Source organism: Lutibacter aestuarii, from assembly GCF_042676885.1.
GTDB classification, from domain to species: Bacteria; Bacteroidota; Bacteroidia; order Flavobacteriales; family Flavobacteriaceae; genus Lutibacter; species Lutibacter aestuarii.
Window position 1 is genome coordinate 23004 of the sequence record NZ_JBHTIC010000007.1, and the last position, 18790, is coordinate 41793.

General features: G+C 30.6%; 19 protein-coding genes. 2 read left to right on the top strand and 17 right to left on the bottom strand.

All coding sequences use genetic code 11. The features are described from left to right. Positions 1-33: 33 nt before the first annotated feature. The 4 genes from queG to nrfD form a co-directional block, all read right to left on the bottom strand. Positions 34-966 (bottom strand): tRNA epoxyqueuosine(34) reductase QueG, encoded by a 933-nt coding sequence (gene queG, locus ACFQZW_RS07225; RefSeq protein ID WP_386782066.1) that lies wholly within the window; start codon positions 964-966, stop codon positions 34-36. Positions 967-1000: 34 nt separating this feature from the next. After that, the gene (locus ACFQZW_RS07230; RefSeq protein WP_298265822.1) at positions 1001-1972 is read right to left on the bottom strand and encodes a YitT family protein; all 972 of its coding nucleotides are present in this window, start codon (positions 1970-1972) and stop codon (positions 1001-1003) included. Between the two features lie 135 nt (positions 1973-2107). Then, entirely contained in the window at positions 2108-4999 is a 2892-nt protein-coding gene (locus tag ACFQZW_RS07235; protein WP_298265821.1) for a molybdopterin-dependent oxidoreductase, read from the bottom strand. 19 nt (positions 5000-5018) lie between these two features. Then, on the bottom strand, positions 5019-6635 hold the full coding sequence (gene nrfD / locus ACFQZW_RS07240; protein ID WP_386782068.1) for an NrfD/PsrC family molybdoenzyme membrane anchor subunit: 1617 nt from the start codon (positions 6633-6635) through the stop codon (positions 5019-5021). A 156-nt stretch (positions 6636-6791) separates the two neighbouring features. Between nrfD and ACFQZW_RS07245 the strand changes: the two genes are divergently transcribed. After that, complete coding sequence (locus ACFQZW_RS07245) at positions 6792-7034, top strand: MoaD/ThiS family protein (RefSeq protein ID WP_372801547.1); 243 nt, start codon at positions 6792-6794, stop codon at positions 7032-7034. Between the two features lie 21 nt (positions 7035-7055). Next, positions 7056-7478: a molybdenum cofactor biosynthesis protein MoaE gene (locus tag ACFQZW_RS07250; RefSeq protein WP_386782071.1), complete on the top strand. Its 423-nt coding sequence runs from the start codon at positions 7056-7058 to the stop codon at positions 7476-7478. Positions 7479-7482: 4 nt separating this feature from the next. Here ACFQZW_RS07250 and ACFQZW_RS07255 read toward each other — a convergent pair whose 3' ends face one another. From ACFQZW_RS07255 to ACFQZW_RS07315, 13 genes are all read right to left on the bottom strand, one after another. Beyond that, positions 7483-9252, bottom strand: a complete 1770-nt coding sequence (locus ACFQZW_RS07255; protein ID WP_386782073.1) for a MutS-related protein — start codon at positions 9250-9252, stop codon at positions 7483-7485. After that, positions 9253-10332: a HesA/MoeB/ThiF family protein gene (locus ACFQZW_RS07260; RefSeq protein ID WP_386782075.1), complete on the bottom strand. Its 1080-nt coding sequence runs from the start codon at positions 10330-10332 to the stop codon at positions 9253-9255. It lies immediately after the preceding gene. Then, positions 10332-11168 (bottom strand): DUF1835 domain-containing protein, encoded by an 837-nt coding sequence (locus tag ACFQZW_RS07265; protein WP_298287868.1) that lies wholly within the window; start codon positions 11166-11168, stop codon positions 10332-10334. Before ACFQZW_RS07265 ends, ACFQZW_RS07260 begins: the two co-directional genes overlap by 1 nt. Next, positions 11161-12273 (bottom strand): NTP transferase domain-containing protein, encoded by a 1113-nt coding sequence (locus tag ACFQZW_RS07270; RefSeq protein WP_386782078.1) that lies wholly within the window; start codon positions 12271-12273, stop codon positions 11161-11163. The genes ACFQZW_RS07265 and ACFQZW_RS07270 overlap by 8 nt, the downstream gene beginning before the upstream one ends. Next, complete coding sequence (gene moaC / locus ACFQZW_RS07275; RefSeq protein WP_298265805.1) at positions 12266-12745, bottom strand: cyclic pyranopterin monophosphate synthase MoaC; 480 nt, start codon at positions 12743-12745, stop codon at positions 12266-12268. Before moaC ends, ACFQZW_RS07270 begins: the two co-directional genes overlap by 8 nt. 36 nt (positions 12746-12781) lie before the next feature. Then, entirely contained in the window at positions 12782-13978 is a 1197-nt protein-coding gene (locus ACFQZW_RS07280; RefSeq protein ID WP_298287864.1) for a molybdopterin molybdotransferase MoeA, read from the bottom strand. Positions 13979-13982: 4 nt separating this feature from the next. Further along, positions 13983-14153, bottom strand: a complete 171-nt coding sequence (trpF, locus tag ACFQZW_RS07285; RefSeq protein WP_372802281.1) for a phosphoribosylanthranilate isomerase — start codon at positions 14151-14153, stop codon at positions 13983-13985. Positions 14154-14193: 40 nt separating this feature from the next. Continuing rightward, positions 14194-15180, bottom strand: coding sequence for a GTP 3',8-cyclase MoaA (moaA, locus tag ACFQZW_RS07290; protein ID WP_298265799.1), 987 nt, complete (start codon positions 15178-15180; stop codon positions 14194-14196). Next, the gene (locus ACFQZW_RS07295) at positions 15180-15812 is read right to left on the bottom strand and encodes a Crp/Fnr family transcriptional regulator (RefSeq protein WP_298265797.1); all 633 of its coding nucleotides are present in this window, start codon (positions 15810-15812) and stop codon (positions 15180-15182) included. The genes moaA and ACFQZW_RS07295 overlap by 1 nt, the downstream gene beginning before the upstream one ends. A gap of 12 nt (positions 15813-15824) precedes the next feature. Then, positions 15825-16238: a DUF6691 family protein gene (locus ACFQZW_RS07300; protein ID WP_298265795.1), complete on the bottom strand. Its 414-nt coding sequence runs from the start codon at positions 16236-16238 to the stop codon at positions 15825-15827. A gap of 3 nt (positions 16239-16241) precedes the next feature. Continuing rightward, on the bottom strand, positions 16242-16799 hold the full coding sequence (locus tag ACFQZW_RS07305) for a YeeE/YedE family protein (RefSeq protein WP_298265793.1): 558 nt from the start codon (positions 16797-16799) through the stop codon (positions 16242-16244). A gap of 72 nt (positions 16800-16871) precedes the next feature. Further along, the gene (locus ACFQZW_RS07310; protein WP_298265791.1) at positions 16872-17507 is read right to left on the bottom strand and encodes a Crp/Fnr family transcriptional regulator; all 636 of its coding nucleotides are present in this window, start codon (positions 17505-17507) and stop codon (positions 16872-16874) included. Beyond that, complete coding sequence (locus ACFQZW_RS07315) at positions 17504-18736, bottom strand: 3-deoxy-D-manno-octulosonic acid transferase (protein ID WP_298265789.1); 1233 nt, start codon at positions 18734-18736, stop codon at positions 17504-17506. Before ACFQZW_RS07315 ends, ACFQZW_RS07310 begins: the two co-directional genes overlap by 4 nt. Positions 18737-18790: the final 54 nt, after the last annotated feature.

Sequence of the window (18790 nt, forward strand, 5' to 3'; positions counted from 1 at the left end):
CTTTAAAAAGATGACTAACTTTAAAAATTAACCTTATTTATAATCGTTTAAAAAACGAATATTTCTAGTTAAGCCAGAAAATTTGGTGCGTTTTACTGCTGATTTTTTAAACACATTTTTAAATACCAGTTCGGTAAGCTCTTCCCAATCATTTTTTGTGAATGCTAATAAATCTGGATGTGGATTAAATTTTTCTTCGGTATGTGGTTTTGAAAACCTGTTCCAAGGACAAACATCTTGACAAATATCGCAACCAAACATCCAATCTTCAAATTTTCCTTTCATTGAGGTTGGAATTTCATCTTTTAATTCAATGGTAAAATAAGAAATGCATTTACTACCATCAACTGTATTATTAGGTAAAATTGCATCGGTTGGACAAGCATCAATACATTTGGTACAAGTTCCGCAATGGTCAGTCACAAAAGGCGTGTCGTATGCCAATTCTATATCTAAAATTAGTTCTGCTAAAAAGAAAAAAGAACCTTTGTTTTTTTGAATTAACAACGAGTGTTTTCCTCTCCAACCCAATCCTGCTTTTTGAGCCCAAGCTCTTTCCAAAACAGGCGCTGAATCTACAAATACCCTTCCATGAATTTCTCCAATTGTAGCTTCTATAAAAAAAGTAAGCTCTTTCAGTTTGGATTTTAAAACGTGATGATAATCTTCACCATAAGCATATTTTGCTATTTTAAAAGCTGAATTATTTTGGTTTGTTTCTGGAAAATAATTAAATGTTAAACTAATCACACTTTTCGCATCTTCTACTAGCAAACGAGGATCTAAACGCTTATCAAAATAATTTTCCATATACTGCATTTTTCCATGGTAACCATTTTTTAACCATTGTTCTAAATTAGATGCTTCTTCATTTAAAAATTTAGCCTTAGCAATACCGCAACTTTCAAAACCTAAACGTTTTGCTTCTTGTTTTATTAGGTTAGAATATGTTTGTAGCTTGTTCACCTCACAAAAATAGCATAGTTATTTAAATCAATGTTTATTTTGCAAGTGGCCTTTTCTTTATCATACCTCCTTTAGTATCTTTAATACTATTCATAATAATAAAGGCAGAGGAATCTATTTCATCAATTTCAGTTTTAAGTCTTGCAATTTCTAATCGAGTAATAACGGTATAAATAATATCAATTTCTTTTAAGGCTGTTCCTTTTTTTCCAAAACCACCTTTCCCAGCATAAATGGTTACACCTCTACCTAGTTTTTCAGTAATCATTAATCTTATTTTTTCACTTTCATCAGAGATAATTGTAATACCTGTATATTCTTCAACTCCCTCAATAACAAAATCTACCGTTTTGGCTGCTGCCATATACGTTAACATTGCATATAAAGCAACTTCTATTGACAAAATATACGCTCCAAAAGCAAAAATCAATATATTGAAAACCAAAATAATATCACCAATAGTTAACCCTGTTTTTTTACTTAAATAAATTGCTAACACTTCGGTACCATCAATAACTGCACCTCCTCTAATTGCCATACCAATTCCTGCTCCTAAAAAGAAACCTCCAAAAACAGCAATTAATAATTTATCTGAAGTAATTAAAGGGTAAGGAATAAAATGCACAATTAATGCCAAGCCTACTATTGCAATAATACTTTTGAAGGCAAATTGTTTTCCTACTTGAGAATATCCTAATATAATAAAAGGAAAGTTAACTACTAAAATTAAAATAGATAATGAAAACCCAGTAACTTCAGATATTAATAATGAAATACCCATAGCTCCACCATCAATAAATGAATTAGGAAGTAAAAAACCTTTTAATCCAAAGCCAGCTGAAATAATTCCAATGATAATAAAAAATGAATCACTCAATAAATGTGAAAAACGAATTTTAAAACGGTTTACTTCTTTAGACAATTGTAATTCATTCGTTTGTGAATGCTTTTTTTTAAAATTGCGTTTAAATCTTTCAATAATAATTTGTTGAAAAATATTCTTCATATAAAATTATAGATTATAATTAGTTTACTTATGATACTATTTAATTTATTTTGGGTGAAAAATAAGCATTAATTTTTTAACTGAAGCAAACTAATATTTCCTATAAAAAAAGTCTCGCTGTTAGCGAGACTTTTTTTATTTTTCTTTTTTATCTATATAATAGGTTGAATCGTCTGGCCTAAAAGCACGATTAAACCATAAAGGTCTACGCTCTCCATTAGGGCCTGGAGCAGGACGTGTCATTGCTAACCACTCTTTATAAATCTCATGTGACTTATTAGTATCCACAAAAATATCTCCATAGTTTTCACCTTGCTTTGGTTTTTCAATACGTACTCGCTGATGCCAACAATGCATTCCACTTATTGGATCAGGATGAACGGCATGTGTGATGTTTTGATGCACTCCTCCATCTTTCCAAAAAATCCTTTTAGAGTCTTTATCTTCCGATTCAAAAGGTTTAATTCCTGAAATTGTATTCATCTTCCAGCCGCCTTTACCATCACCTTCAATATTTACGGTATTAGTAGCCCAACGATTTCCAATTTTATCTTGTGGTCTACGCCAACGCCCTATATGATGTGAACAAGCAACAACACCTGGTTTCATACTTTGTGTTACCCAAACTTTATCAATAAAATAACCAATATCGGTATTCATTTTTACTAAATCTCCAGTTTTAAATCCCCATTTTGAAGCATCATCAGGATGCATCCATATTGGATTTCTATTAGAGATTTCTACCAACCATTTGGCGTTGCCAGAACGTGAATGAATTAAGGTAGGCAACCTAAATGTTGGAACCAGTACATATTCACCTTTAGACTTGTCTAAATGATCATTATGAATATGGCTTTTTATGTAAGTTGGTGTGGCATATTCTGGCCATTTCCAATCGACCATTGTTTGTGAGTAAAATTCATTTTTACGTGATGGTGTTGGAAAGCCAACCACTGCTTTGCCATTTACCATAACTCCAATAGCTTTTCCGTTTTTGGTAATTACGTTTGTTTCTTTATCTATTTTTGTTCCTTTTAATTCTTCTTTGGTAAGAGGTGTTTCGTTTTTCTTATAAGATTCTCCTTTTTCAATTTCAAAAGCACCGTATTTTTGCATGTATTGTAGCGCTGTTAAACCTTCAGCTTTTGCTTTTTCAGGTAAGCCTTTTACACGCTCAAAAATATATTGATAATATTCATCGATAGTAATTTTTTCTCCTGGTCGGTAAGGTGATTCAAAATGTTTTCTAATCCCCATACTTCCATCAGGATCAATTCTCCAACTTAACTCAATCCAAAATTCATCCTCTTCCCAAACCTCTCCAGGATTTGCTTGGTAGGTAAATTCAACAGGTTTTCCATTTCTTCTTGCGGCTTCTCTTAAAACTGGTTGACGAAAAGCTACCCAAGTACCACCATGTGTTGCATAACTATTGATATCATGACGTTCAGATGCTAATCCCATTGGCAATACAAAATCTGCATAAAAAGCCGTTTCATTCCAAGTTGGCGTTAATGCGGTATGCAAGCCAAATTTTGTTTCATCACTAAACATTTCCATCCAAGTAAATCCATCAGGATACGTCCAAATAGGGTTAAAAACTCTCGAAAAATAAACATCCATTTTACCTCTACCCTCTTTTAACATATGAGGTAATAACTGACTCATTTCAAAAAAGGCTAATGGGTATTCTTTTGGGAAATGCAATTCGTTCCAAAATTTTTGAGGTTTTGGTTTGTTTGGTTGTGTTGGACCAAATTTATTCCACGAATTTGGCGATGTTCCTCCTTTTGCACCTACAGCTCCTGTTAAAACCGACAGAAAATGTAAACATCGAGCAACTGCCCAACCTCCTAAGTTTGAAGCCCCTGCGGCTCTCCAATTATGAGATGCAAAACGTTCACCAGCTTCACCAATTTTTTGAGCAATTTCAACAATCATTTCAGCTTTTACACCAGATTCTTTCTCGGCAAACTCAGGAGTAAACTCTTTGTACTCATCAATCATTGCGGCAATATAATTTTCAAAAGTCACCTCCGTATCGGAATGCCTTGCTTTTAAATATTCTTGCCAGTTTGTCCAATTTTCTAAATAGTTTCTATTGTATAAATTGTTTTGTAAAATATATAAAGCCATTGCCAATAAAACAGCAGCCTCGGTTCCTGGATAGGAAGGTAGCCAATAGTCTGACATTGATGCTGTATTAGATAAACGAGGGTCCATTGTTGCTAACTTTGCTCCTTTCATTTTACCTTCAATAATACGTTGCGCATGCGGATTGAAATAATGACCAGATTCTAAATGTGCCGAGACTAATAAAATAAATTTTGCTTCTGCGTGATCTGGCGAAGGTCTGTCATATCCATACCATAAATTATAACCAAAACGTGCCCCAGAAGAACAAATATTGGTGTGCGAGTTATGTCCATCAATTCCCCAACCTTGTAAAATCCAATTCATGAATTTTTCATGTCCTGGTCTTCCTACATGATATGCAATTTCATTTTGGCGATTTTCTTTTAGTGCCTTTCTTATTCTTTTTGCAATTGTATCTAACGCCTCATCCCAAGTAACACGTTCCCATTCTCCATCTCCTCTTTTTCCTTTTCTTTTTAAAGGAAATAAAATTCGATCTGGATCTGTAATTTGATTGATGGTTGCTGGCCCTTTTGCACAGTTTCTACCTCTACTTCCTGGATGGTAAGGATTTCCTTCAAATTTTTTAACCTCTTGAGTTTCTTTATCAATAAAAGCTGTTAAACCACAAGCACTTTCACAATTAAAACAGGTAGTTGGTACAATTTGATAGGTTTTCTTTTCTTTTTTAGGCCAAGTTTTTGGATTGTATTCTACCCAATTATCCCATTTTTCTGGTGGAGGAAAATTCTCGTACATTTGAGCCACTTCTTCATCTGTAAAATGGCGCATATCTTGGTCAAACTCCTGGTAGCCTTTTTTATGAAGATTTGGAATAATTCCTAATTTTTCTGCTATGTTTTCTATAAATGATGGTTTTTTATATCCCATGACTTTCTGTTTTTTTAAATTAAGCTAATGGAATTCTTTGTGGTGCTTCCACCCAAATTTTCTCTGTAATAATAATTCCAATTAATACACATATCGCTGAAAATACATTTAATATTTCACTTCCTCCAAAAAGTAATGTACCTAAAGGAATAATATTTCCAATTATAACTGTACCTAACCAAAACAGCCTACTATAGCGCCCTTTAGTTATCATTTTTACTGCCTTTTTTGCTGAAGTTGTTGGGTGGGTAATTGTTAATTCCGTAATTAGGGTAAATAGGTTAACTACCAATGCAATTATCATGGTGTTTTTTAAAATGCTCATCCAATTTTCTTGTCCAAATACTAGAGATGCAATTACAAAAATAGCTGTACCAGCCATAACACTATGCACTAACATATGTAGTGGTAAGGTGGGGCTTTGCCAAAAGTCGCGTCCTTTTGCCTGCGCAAATAAAAATGCTGTATAAATAGCTAATAATATGGCAAAAATAACGGTTACCCATAACAATATGGTTTCACCTGCTTGTATTTCAAAAAATGTTAGTACTCCCCAAATGGTCACTAACAATCCGAAAACTGTGATTGTATAACCTCCTTTTACCAACCAAGAGTTCCATTGTGGGCGTAAAAGAACGTTTAAAAATCGATCAGGTCGATCTAAATCCATTATTAAAAACAGCCCCGTTAATGCTAAAAACACCAATGAAATTCCAGCTGACCAAAGTTTCGATGTTGCCGAAACTTCATAACCTAAAATAATCGCTAAAAATGGAATTAAGAAAACTCCAGCTGCAATTGCCTTTGTAAACACATATGCTGAAACTTCCCAACCCCAAAGCACTCCTTTATCAGGAGTATCATAAACTCTACGGGCTTTTCCTGTTAAAACATCAATATAGTTGGGGTTTTCTGTTTCTTTTCTTTGATATGCGGCTTGAATATCATTGTCTATACTCATTTGCAATAAGTCTACATCATCATTTGTGTACATCATTTTTTCAGCTGCTTTAGCAAAATGACCTACTCCACGTGCCTGAGAACTCCATAAACCTGGACCCGATTTAGCCGTAGCTTCAGGAACTAGTGAAGCATCATCTCCATCTATATAAAACAAATTTGGATTGGTGCCTTTTTCTGGTTTCCGAACTTTTACTGCCTGACGTGCTAACAATTGTGAAATTTCTGTTGTTGGATTGTGCATATCTCCAGCAATAATTGCATGCTCAGGACACACTGTAACACAAGCTGGCTCTCTACCAACATCTACTCTGTGAGCACAGTAATTACATTTTGCTGCTGTATTGTTATCAGGGTCTATGTACAAAGCATCATACGGACAAGCTTGCATACATGACTTACATCCTATACAACGGTTGTTGTCAAAATCAACAATACCATCTTCTCTTGTATACAAGGCTTCTACAGGGCAAATTTCTACACAAGGAGCATCTGTACAATGGTTGCAACGCATCACAGAAAAAATTCTACGGGTATCAGGAAATTCTCCTTTTTCTACTTGTTTAACATAAGTTCTGTTAACGCCAACAGCTACATCATGTTCTGACTTACAAGCTGTTGTACAAGCATGACAACCAATACATTTTCGATTGTCAATTATAAATCCATACTTCATTTTATAACAAATAATTTTGGTCTGTAACAAATTTAAGTATTGGCAATATTAGTTTAGTGATATGTATCACATAGGCTATTATTTAGAATTGTTTTAAATAAAGAATTGTTATATTAAATTGAAAAGATTTACTTTTGCATACAAGCTTAAAAGCAAATGAAAATACAAGTTTTATTTTTTGGGATTACTACTGACCTTACAGATAAAAATTCTACATTTTTTGAACTAGATTCAAATACTACTGTATGGGATTTAAAACAACAATTAATTGCAAAATTTTCTAAACTACAACACCTCCATGAATTTGCAATTGCAGTAAATGAAGAATACGCAACAGATGATTTAAACTTAATTGATGGTGATGTTGTTGCAATTATTCCACCTGTAAGTGGTGGATAATATTATAAAAATAATATTTAAATGGAAAATACATCAATCCAAATAACCACAAAAACTTTAAACCTACAAGATTGCTACAACTTTGTACAAGATGCCTCTTGTGGTGGAATTGCTTTATTTGTGGGTACCGTTAGAAATACTACCAAAAATAAGGAGGTTACTTTATTAGATTTTAGTGGCTACGAACCAATGGCAGTAAAGGAGATGCAAAAAATTGCAAACCAAGCGTTGGAAAAATTTTCAATTCATAAAATAGCAATCCATCACGCAGTTGGTGAACTTAAAATTGGAGATATTCCAGTAATAATTGCGGTTTCTTCTGCACATAGAAAAGCCGCTTTTGAAGCTTGTGAATTCGCTATTAATACCTTAAAAGAAACGGTTCCTATCTGGAAAAAAGAACATTTTGCAGATGGAGAAGTTTGGGTGAATGCGCATCCATAATAGTTTAAATAATTTCCATTTTCTTTAATAAAAAGGAGGCGTTCATATTTTTACAGATACCTTCTTTTAATTTATAATCAAAATTTAATTCGTTATTAATTATTTCAGCATCAAAATAAAAGTTTTCAACTTCTGCTAATTCCTTTTCAATTTCGCATAAACTTAAATCGTGCGTAGCAATAATTCCTGTTGAATTAGATGCTACTAATTTTTGAACAAATTTCTTTGACCCAATTGCTTTATCGGTACTATTGGTTCCTTTTAAAATTTCATCTAAAATGATAAAGTAATTGTCTTTCCCAATTTCATCAACAATAAATTTTAAACGTTTTAATTCTGAAAAGAAATACGATTCATCATCAGCCAAAGAGTCTGAGGTTCGCATACTTGTAATTAATTTTATAGGAGTATATTCAAATGCTTTAGCACAAACTGGCAATCCAACATTTGCCATTACTATAGCTAAAGAAACGGTTCTTAAAAAAGTACTTTTCCCGGCCATATTTGCTCCAGTTATTATAAAAAATTGTTGATTTTTAATAGTAAAATCGCTATCAACTCTTTGGATCTCATTTAGTAATGTATGACCTAAATCGGTGGCTTTTATAACTTCTTTATTATTTTTAATTTCTGGAAAAACGTAGTTTGGATGATTAAATGTAAAGTTTGCTAACGAATTTTGAGCATCAAAAAAGGCTATCACTTCAAACCATTGTTCAACTTTGCTTTTATAAGTTTTAATCCATTTTTCAATTTTAGAAGCTTGGTGTAAATCTTTAAGAAAAAAACCATTTCCAAGAACTGCAATAATTACATTATTTCGTTGATCTAAAGCATCTAATAATTTAGAATACTCTTTAAAAATTGTGGAAGCTTTTTTAAATTCAGTTTGGATTTTAAGCTGTTCATTTTTTAATATTTCAGATTTAAAGGAAGTATTTTCTATTTCATTTAATAACTTATAATATTGCTTAAACGTATCTTTGGCATTGCTTGTATTTTTGTATAATCCATTGACTTTTTTCACATAAAATCCAGAAATTCCCAAACCTATAAAAAGCCAAAACAACAGTATTACTTCTGGAATCAACTGTAATATTAACAGTGTTACTAAAGCTAACGAAATGGTTGAAAAAATTAAAGGTAAATATGACAAAAACTTTGGAAAAACGGATGTATAGTTATGAATCCATTGTACAATTTCTTTCGCTGGATGTTCAACTTTAACCAAACTAGCAATAGCCGTAAAACGCTGTCTCCAAATTGATTTTTGACTTAATTCTTTAATTCCTAATTGTTTTTCTTCGATATTTAATATTGAATTTGAAGTAAGTTCTAAAAACAACTTATTTTTCCCTTCTATGGTAACTGTTCTATTGCAATACTGAAAAAATGAACCTCTGCCAAATAAATCAATATCATAACTGTAAAAATGTTTAGGATTGATATACTCACTACCATCATTTAAGTTTAAATAATCTCTATTTAAAACGTTTAATTCAGTTTTGTTTATAGATATTAAAGCTTTATTTAATTTATAGCTATATTGTAAATTACCGTGTTTTACAACTAAAAAAATAAATACGACAACACCAATCCCAATGGTTAACAACATTAAACTTGTATTTCCAAAGAAAAAATAAACGCCTAAAATACTTCCTAAAAAAGTAAACAAACGCAATAAACTGGAAACCGAAAGTTTCTTTTTTAATTGGATAGATTCTTGCTCAAAAATATTTTTTTGAACCTTATAAAATTGGTGTGGATGTTGCATTTAATAGTTGTCAATTCCATCAGCTAAACTAAATACTGTTAGTTCTGGAAATTTTTCTTTTAATTTTAAAGTTACGTCATAGCTAGTAATTCCTTTTTTACAAACTATAATGTATTTCTTTTTATAATTTGGCTTAAAATCGACTACATTAAAAGTTTTATAAGGAATTTTTTGATGCACTTTAAATGGAATTGGAGCATCTAAATGATTTAAAACACTAATCACTTCAACTGTGTTATCGCTTATCACGTTTTTAAATTCTGAAGCTGAAATCAGCAATGTTTTATCTTGAGTTTCACAATATGCTTCTAAATAATCCGATTTGTTAAAAATCTGCTCTACATCAATAGTCTCATTTTTACGCAATTTCATTTTAAATTGCGAATTTTCAAGGGCATTATAAATCAATAACTGATTGGTTAATAATTTACCTGTTTTTGTAATTAACTTAATCACTTCATTTACTTGTAACAATGCTATAATCCCAACTATTGGATTTAAAGTTCCTGCCTCTTCACAATTAGGAATATTAGTAGCAATTGTTGGAAAGGCATCTCGTAAGTTACAGCTGTAAAATCCTTCGGTATTTTGCCAATTAAATGTAGAAACGTAACCATCAAATTTATACAAAGAACCGTAAACTAATGGCTTTTTTAACAATACACAAGCATCATTTATCAGGTATTTAATTGGCAAACTATCCGTACCATCAACAACAACATCAAATGATGTCATTAGCTCTAGTATGGTACTTTTAGCCACCGCTATAGTTGAAAATGAAACATTAGTATAAGGAGCTCTTTTTTTTACTTCTTGAGCTAAAATTTTAGCTTTTGGTTTGCCAATATTTTCGACATCAAAAAAAACTTGACGGTGTAAATTTGAAACAGAAACTGTGTCGAAATCAACTAAATGAAGATTTCCAATACCACTTGTAGCCAAATAAATAGCAATAGGATTTCCTAAACCGCCACAACCAATAACCAGTACTTTGGCATTTTGCAACAATTTTTGTCCTTTGCAACCAAACTCAGCTAAGGTAGTTTGACGTTTAAAAAACTCTTCTTTTGTAATGTGCATTAGGTATTTAAAACTTTTTTCCCAAAGTTATTTAAATAATATTTAGAATCTTTAATTTCAATATAATTCTTCAATTTTTTAAGATATTGAACATATTGTAAATCCCCAAAACCATATACGGTTTCTTTTAATTGCCAAATTAATAGGCTATGAACAATTTGGTTTTTGGTTAATATTTCGGAGTTTATTAATTCTAAAATTTTAGTTTCAATTTGATTCAATCCTTTTTTATTAGGAAAACGTTTTAAATGCTGATTGATTGCCAATTGAAAGTAGTTGAATTTGTTACTTTGATTGAAGTTAAAATTATTTAGTTTTTCAAGATCATTTTCAACATAAACTTTCCAACATTCATTAGCATAATTTAAATTGCTTCGTGATATTTTAATTTTTGAATTGTAAAGCACTGAATATTCGAGTTCTGAAAAATCACTTAATGATTGTAATTGGTCTTTTCCTTTAACTTTTCCGGTACAAATCAAATAATAAAAAATATCTTTTCTATAACTTTTTATCAAATATGAACATAATGCCATTAGATTAACCTGACAAAACAAATCGAATTCAAACCATAAAACAACTTCATTATACTCCAATAAATCTTCTAATTTTATTAGTTCTTTAATTGTTTTATCAAAGTATTCTAATTTGGAAACCCCTAATTCTGTTTCAAAATAAGCATATCTCTTTTTCCAAAATTTATCACCTCCTACTTCAAAATCTAAAGGACCTTCACATAAAACTTCACGCCAAACTACAATATCGCCTTGTAGTGTAGATTGTTTTAAAATATTGGCAGTACTGTCTCCATTTACAATATGCAGTATTTTACTCATTTATCTCTTTTTGTGCTGCTTTAAATTCTTCAGGGGTATTAATATTTCTAATTAATTCATCGTCAATTTCAATAATTTCCACTTCTGAATTTATCAAAACTTTACGTGGACAAGAATATCCTTGCGCTAAATAATTTAACATTAAAGGATAACTTTTAGGTTCCCAAATGGTTATCAAAGGCTCTGGAAATTCTTTATTTTTTCCTTTAATAGTTGTAGCAGCTTTTGACGGATTTCTATTTTTTAACAACAGTTGAATAACAGAATTTGTTACAAAAGGTAAATCGGTAGCCAATACCAACCAAGCTACATTTGGATTTTTTTGAAAAGCTGAGCAAATTGCTCCAAAAGGGCCTAAACCTATAAATTTATCCGTAATTTTATTTTCTATAGCTACTTCTTGTTCTTCTCTAACTGATAAAAAAGTTTTTAGATGGTTTTGTTCTAATAATTCTATGGCTACTTCTCGTTGATTTTTTCCATAAAATTGAAGGGTTCCTTTATCAGTTCCCATTCTCAAACTTTTACCTCCAGCCAATACCAATCCTTGTATTGGTGCTATTTTTTCTTGGATTAAATTTTCTATGTGCTTCGATATTTTTTCAACTTCACTAATATGATAACACAATAGATTTTTTATTTGCGGATATTTTTCTTCTAAAAAATCAAAGTAGTTGGACTCCTCCTCTAACTTAATTATAAATTGAATATTATTTAATTGATTGAGTCTTTTTAAAACTGAAGCTTCTTTTTGTTGATCTAAAATTAAAATTTGTTTTGCTCCTTGATAATGATTTCCATTAATAAACACAAAATCGTATTGAGAAAACTGAATCCGTTGATTGAATTTATTTACTTCAGAATTTATTAAAATTTCAGCAGTTCCTCTATGATGAAATGTAAACATTTCCAAGGTATTCTTTTCAATATCTTTACTATGAGAAGCATCAAAATATGCTAATTTGTAATCTGATAATTTTTGTGAAACTTGTGCTACTAAATTTGAAATGAAAGCACATTTTGTTCCTAAAATTGCAATTTCATTGGGTGCAAAATTATCGTTATTTCTTAATTCTAGCTTTGTATGTTTTTGATGTTTAGTCATTTTTTATATCGCTTTTACCTCCTGATTTTTCCAGTAATTTAACTTCTTTAATAACCATTTTTTGTGAAATAGCTTTACACATATCATAAACTGTTAAGGCTGAAATATTGGCTCCAGTTAATGCTTCCATTTCCACACCTGTTTTACCTTCAATGGCTACAGTACATAAAATTTCAATATGTTCTTTATCAATAATTTCAATGCCTATATCAACTCCTTGAATTAATAACGGGTGACACATTGGGATTAAATCTGAAGTTTTTTTAACCGCTTGAATACCAGCAATAATTGCTGTTTGAAAAACTGGCCCTTTTTTGGTAATCAACTCATCATTTTGAAAATGGGATATAATTTCTTCACCCAAAAACATTGTTGCTTTTGCTGTAGCTTTACGTTTGGTAATTTTTTTATCACCCACGTTTACCATTTTAGGTTGATTTTTTTCTCCTATATGTGTGAATTTGTTTTTCATTGTATTCAAATTTTAAGACCTGCTTAAAACATTTTTTTATCTATAAGTCAGTAAAGGAAAAACTTCTCCTTTGATAAAATTACTGCGATTGTGCGGCAATTCCAAAAACGCATCGGAATCAATTAAATTCGCTAAATCTCCTGAGCCTTTTCCAGCAATTGGAGTTGCCAATAATTTTCCGTTTTCTTGATTCAATTTTACCTGTAAAAAATAAGTTAAATTGGGCTTAAAATAAAAGTCTTCATTTAAAATTGCTTCATGTTTGCTTTCAAAATTTAGCCCTATTGATTTGTTATACCAAGGATAAAAATACTTTAAACAACTTACAAATGTTGATACAGGATTTCCAGGGAAAGCAAAAACAGTTTTAGCTCCTTTTTTTCCAAACCAAAATGGTTTTCCTGGTCGTTGTTTCACTTTATGAAATAATTTTTCTACGCCTAAATTATCCAATACTTCAGGAATAAAATCAAACTTTCCTTTTGAAACTGCACCACTAAAAAGCAATACATCGTTATCTTTTAAAAAAGATTGAATGTTAGTTTGAAGTGTATCTTTATCATCTAAAATATGTGAAGTTTCTGCTTTTATATTGAGCTTTTCTAACAATGCAACTAAGGTATAAACATTACTCCTTCTTATTTGATGTTCCGCTGGAGTTTCAGTTACCTCTACCAATTCATTCCCAGTTGAAACAATCATTACTCTAGGTTGTTTTCCAACTTTTACTTTAGATTTTCCAACCGTTGCTAAAACACCAATTTCTGCAGCCGAAATTATAGTGTTTTTTGAAATTAACACATCATTTTTCTTTCTATCCAAACCTTTTAAATGAACATTTTGATATTTTTTTACCGTATCTAAATTTATGGTTGCAAAACCATTTTCAATGGTTATCAATTCATATTGAATTACAACATCTGTATTATTAGGAAGCATCGCTCCTGTCATTGCTTCAATACAGTGATGTTCATTTTTTAAAGTTAATTGCTTACTACCCGCGGCTTGAATACCTTCTATTTTAAATTTTCTAATTCCTTCATTAAATGCTTTTGAAGAAAATGCCACTCCATCCATACTTACTCTATTAAAGGGTGGAAAATCTCTATCAGCAACAATATTTTCTTTTAAAACTCTTCCAGCAGAATGCATAAACTCAATTTCCTCAATTCCAAATTCTTCAGAATTATTTAAAATTATAGTTAGGGCATCTTTTACTGTTGTTAATTCCATCTTTTTATTGTTTTATCGCATTAAAAAAGGCTGTCAATTTAATTTCATCTAATTTTCCATTGGTTCTAACACCACTACACAAGTCAAGTCCATAAGATTGAACTTTTTGTATTGTTTTTGTTGCGTTGTATGGGTTTATTCCTCCAACTAAAAAAACATAAATTGGTTTCCTCAATACTGCTTATACAACAAATTTTTACCTGTGTTTTCTTCATTTAACCTCCTATTGTGGACATGCTCTCTGACACATCATTTCCTCTAGAAGCCTCAGCTACAAAACCATTTTCTGGTTTATGATGTACGGTAGTAATAAACAAAGCCTTTAATTCATCATCACTTGCGCCTTGCCTTATATAATCTCTAACATTAAAAACTCCGTTATCAAATAAACAGTTTTTAAACATTCCAGTAGCAGTAATCCTTATCCTATTACAATCATTACAAATAGTACGTGTAAATGCTGGAATGATTCCAAAAGTACCTTTATAATTTGGGATTTTGTAATTTCGTGATGTTGAAGATTTTTTTGATAAAACAGGCTCAATCTCTTTATAGGCTCCTTTTATATGATTTATAATTGCATTAAAATCCCAAACTTCATTGATAGTTCTTTGTCCCTTTCCATTAAATGGCATTTCTTCAATAAATCGAACGGCTATATCTTTATTTTTAGATAATTCTACAAAATCAATAATTTCGTCTGTATTAAATCCAGATTGAACCACAATATTGAGTTTTAGTTTTAAGTTGCTTTTTTCTAGTTTTAACAATGTGTCATACACATTATCAAACACATCCCTTCGAGTTATTTTAGCAAACTTTTCTTTTTGTAAACTATCAATACTAAGATTGATGGAATTTATTTTTAATGCTTCTAATTTTTCAATATGATTTGAAATAAGTGCACCGTTTGTGGTAATATTAACTTCTTTTAATTTATCATTAAAAGATAACGAATCTAAAAAATTTACAAAATCTTTTCTAACAAAAGGTTCTCCTCCTGTTAAACGAACTTTATCAACACCTAGTTCAGAAAGTACTCTAATAATTCGATACATCTCTTTGTAGGAAAGCAGTTCTTTTCTATCAACAATATCTATTCCTTTAGCAGGCATACAGTATTGGCATCGCAAATTACATCTATCTGTAACAGCCAATCTTAAATAAGATATTTTTCTACCAAATTTATCTATTAACTCCATTAATTGAGTATTATTCTATTTCTACCTAAGGTCACTACTTCTTCTTTTTCTAGTTTTTCTAAAATTCTAGAAACTGCTTCTCTTGAGACTTTTAAATCACGTGCAATATCAAAATGCTTTTTTTCAACCACATTATCATTATTCACTAAACTAGTAGTTTCTAAATACTTTACAATTCTATATTCCAGTTTTTCAAATGCAATATCATTAATTTTTTCGATTAAAAAGGAGGTTTGTTCTCTATTTAACTTAAAATAAAATGACCGCCAAGAACTGTACTTTACAAACCACGAATTTACTACTTCTGATGGAATTGCTATGTAAGTTACATTACTTTCTGTTTCAATTCTTATTTCACTTTTTTTGCGTTCTACAGCAAATGTTAAAGCAATAGCACTTGTTTGCTTTGAAGATAGGTAATGTAAAAAAATTCCGTTCCCTTTTCCATCTCTTCTTTTTACTTTTGCAACTCCTGTAACAATAAGTGGAATAAGCTCTACATGACGCCTTACTTCTAAAATAATTTTATCTGGTTCTGCATTTTTTAAAATTCCATACGTTGAAATTTCTTGTAAAAGATTATTTTCAAAAGTACTAGAAAAATAGGTTGAAACAATTTCTTGTATTTTCACTTTATTGACGTTTTAATGAGGAATTTTATCTTTAACCATACCGTAGCAAAATGTTCCTAAAATAGATCCTAAAATAACAACAAGTATTGAAACTACACCTTTACCTATTAACACAAACATGGGACCAGGACAGGCACCTGCTAAAGCCCAACCTAATCCAAATAAAATACCTCCTAATAAATTTCTATATACTCCTCTTTTTTTAGGAGCTACATGAATTTCTTGCCCTTCAAATGTTTTAATCATGTTTTTTCTAAATAAAAACATACTAACCATTCCTAAAACCACAGCGGAACCAATTATTCCATACATATGAAACGATTGAAATTTAAACATTTCATAAATTCTATACCATGAAATTATTTCTGCTTTGGTCATTACTATTCCAAAAAGGATCCCTACTATAAAAAACTTAAGAAATTTCATAATTTAAAATATTAAAGGTAAAATTAACCATGTCATTATTAAACCACCAATAAAAAATCCAATCACTGAAATTAGAGAAGGAATTTCTAAATTGCTTAAACCTACAATAGCATGACCTGAGGTACATCCTCCTGCCCAACGTGCTCCAAATCCAACCATAAACCCTGCTACTATTAAAATAAAAAAACCTTTTAAAGAAAGCATAGTCTCAATACTAAAAATTTCATCGGGTAAATATGTTGCTCCAGCATTTTGAATTCCTATTTCAGATAAATCTTGAATGGTTTGCGGATTTAACTCAACAATCTGAGTAGGAGAAAACCAATGCGTTGCAATAAAACCTCCTGCTATAGCTCCTGCTATAAAAATTAAATTCCAAGTGTTTTGTTTCCAGTCAATTTTAAAATAATCTGTAAATCTTCCTGCGCCTGCAATAGAACAAAGTGTCTCTAAATTTGAAGACACTCCAAATCTTTTCCCAAAATAAAAAAGTAAAAATGTGATAGCTGCAATTATTGGACCTGCAACAAACCAGGGCCAAGGCTGTGATATAAATTCCATAATTTATTTAATTAGTTAGTGTTATAAAAGTATTTTATAAATTATGTTACTATGTAACATTAGTTACATAAATTAAAATTCTAAAATTTCAATTTTATTCCTTAGCAACTTAATTTTCCCTTCATTCTCAAGTTGTTTTAACAATCTTGAAACCACAACCCGAGAAGTGTGTAAATCGTACGCAATGTCTTGATGCGTAGTATTTAAAGATGTTTCTCTAAGTATTTGAGCTTTATCTGTTAAATATTTATATAAACGTTCATCCATTCTCATAAACGCTAGTGTATCGATAGTCTCCATCATTTCACTTAATCGAACATTATAGCTATCAATCACAAAATTTCTCCACGATTTGTACTTTACTAACCATTCATCTAATTTTTCTTTTGGAAGAAAAATAATTTCAGATTCTTTTTCTGCAATAGCTCTAATACCACATTTTCCATTTGAAATTGCACTCGCAAAAGAACTTGCACAAGTGTCTCCACGTTCTAAAAAATACAATAAAATTTCCTCCCCTTTTTTATCTTCTCTAACAATTTTAATAGCTCCTTCTAATAATAATGGGACACCTTTCATTTGATCACCTAAATCAACTAATAATTCATTTTCGCGAAGTTTTTTATACACGCCAATTTGCTCAATCTCATCTAATAACTCTTTTTCAAAAACAAATGAATAATAGCTCTCTAGTTTTTCTCTAATCATTGTAAGTAATTTAAAATTTTAGCCGTAGCCCCTGTTTTATTTTTAACATAATTAAGCGCATTTTTACCCGCTTGTTCTCTTTTAGTTTTTTGCTGAAAAAACTCGTTTAAAAGTACGGATAATTTTTGAGAATTATCTACTACAAAACATGCCTCATTTTTAATCAAATCTTTCGCTTCATTAAACTTGAAATAATTAGGCCCAATTACAATTGGAATCCCAAATGTTGCGGGCTCTAACACATTGTGAACACCTGATTTGGTAAACCCTCCACCAACATAAGCAACATTAGCATAGCTATATATTTTAGTTAGTATTCCAATAGTATCAACAATAAAAACCTGAAACTCTGCTATGTTTTGATGCTCTTTTTCAGAAAACATTACTACTTTTTTATGAATTGAAGCTTTTAATTCTTTAATTGCATCAGAATTAATATTGTGAGGTGCTATAATGAATTTTTCATTTTTGGAAGCTTTGGTATTGATATAGTTAACTAATAAATCTTCATCATCTTTCCAAGTACTTCCTGCAACAACTGTATAACTATTGTTAACAAATTCTTGTATAAATTGAAGGTGATTATTTTGTTGGGTAATTTCAAAAACGCGATCAAAACGAGTATCACCACTAACAGTTATATTATTAAAATTGATGCTTTTTAGCAATTGATTGGAGGTTTCATCTTGTACAAAAAAATGAGTAAATGCATTAAGGGCTTTTTTCAAATACCCTCCATACCATTTAAAAAAGAGTTGATTTTTTCTAAAAATACCAGATATCAAAAAAGTTTTAATCTTTCTCTTTTTAAGTTCATTTAAATAATTTGGCCAAAATTCATACTTTACAAAAAGCACCAATACTGGATTTAACATATCTAAAAATTTCTGAACATTTTTTTTGGAGTCCAATGGCAAATAACAAACAACATCAACCAACTCATAATTTTTACGAACTTCATAGCCTGAAGGCGAAAAAAATGTAAGTACAATTTTTTTTGATGGATGCAATTCTTTTAGTTTTTCAAGTATTGGACGTCCTTGTTCAAATTCGCCCAACGAGGCACAATGCATCCAAATAACTTTATCTTTTTCTGAAATTCCTTCTTTTATTTTTTTCCATGTTTCTTTTCTTCCATTAATAAAAAGAGCTATTTTTTGGTTAAATAGCGCTATTATTTTTAGAATAAAACTTACAATAAGTACAATAATATTATATAAAAAAGTCATAAACATACAAAGATATAAAATAAGCATAAAAAAACTCCCAAACTTATAAGTTTG

Excerpts from the sequence above, each read along its gene's own strand:
- ACFQZW_RS07265 (WP_298287868.1), bottom strand. The coding sequence starts at position 11,168 with ATGAGTAAAATACTGCATATTGTAAATGGAGACAGTACTGCCAATATT.
- ACFQZW_RS07235 (WP_298265821.1), bottom strand. The coding sequence starts at position 4,999 with ATGGGATATAAAAAACCATCATTTATAGAAAACATAGCAGAAAAATTA.
- ACFQZW_RS07250 (WP_386782071.1), top strand. The coding sequence starts at position 7,056 with ATGGAAAATACATCAATCCAAATAACCACAAAAACTTTAAACCTACAA.
- ACFQZW_RS07315 (WP_298265789.1), bottom strand. The coding sequence starts at position 18,736 with ATGACTTTTTTATATAATATTATTGTACTTATTGTAAGTTTTATTCTA.
- ACFQZW_RS07260 (WP_386782075.1), bottom strand. The coding sequence starts at position 10,332 with ATGCACATTACAAAAGAAGAGTTTTTTAAACGTCAAACTACCTTAGCT.
- ACFQZW_RS07300 (WP_298265795.1), bottom strand. The coding sequence starts at position 16,238 with ATGAAATTTCTTAAGTTTTTTATAGTAGGGATCCTTTTTGGAATAGTA.
- nrfD (WP_386782068.1), bottom strand. The coding sequence starts at position 6,635 with ATGAAGTATGGATTTATAATTGACAATCGAAAATGTATTGGTTGTCAT.
- ACFQZW_RS07230 (WP_298265822.1), bottom strand. The coding sequence starts at position 1,972 with ATGAAGAATATTTTTCAACAAATTATTATTGAAAGATTTAAACGCAAT.
- ACFQZW_RS07270 (WP_386782078.1), bottom strand. The coding sequence starts at position 12,273 with ATGACTAAACATCAAAAACATACAAAGCTAGAATTAAGAAATAACGAT.
- ACFQZW_RS07255 (WP_386782073.1), bottom strand. The coding sequence starts at position 9,252 with ATGCAACATCCACACCAATTTTATAAGGTTCAAAAAAATATTTTTGAG.
- ACFQZW_RS07280 (WP_298287864.1), bottom strand. The coding sequence starts at position 13,978 with ATGGAATTAACAACAGTAAAAGATGCCCTAACTATAATTTTAAATAAT.
- moaA (WP_298265799.1), bottom strand. The coding sequence starts at position 15,180 with ATGGAGTTAATAGATAAATTTGGTAGAAAAATATCTTATTTAAGATTG.
- ACFQZW_RS07305 (WP_298265793.1), bottom strand. The coding sequence starts at position 16,799 with ATGGAATTTATATCACAGCCTTGGCCCTGGTTTGTTGCAGGTCCAATA.
- ACFQZW_RS07245 (WP_372801547.1), top strand. The coding sequence starts at position 6,792 with ATGAAAATACAAGTTTTATTTTTTGGGATTACTACTGACCTTACAGAT.
- moaC (WP_298265805.1), bottom strand. The coding sequence starts at position 12,745 with ATGAAAAACAAATTCACACATATAGGAGAAAAAAATCAACCTAAAATG.
- ACFQZW_RS07310 (WP_298265791.1), bottom strand. The coding sequence starts at position 17,507 with ATGATTAGAGAAAAACTAGAGAGCTATTATTCATTTGTTTTTGAAAAA.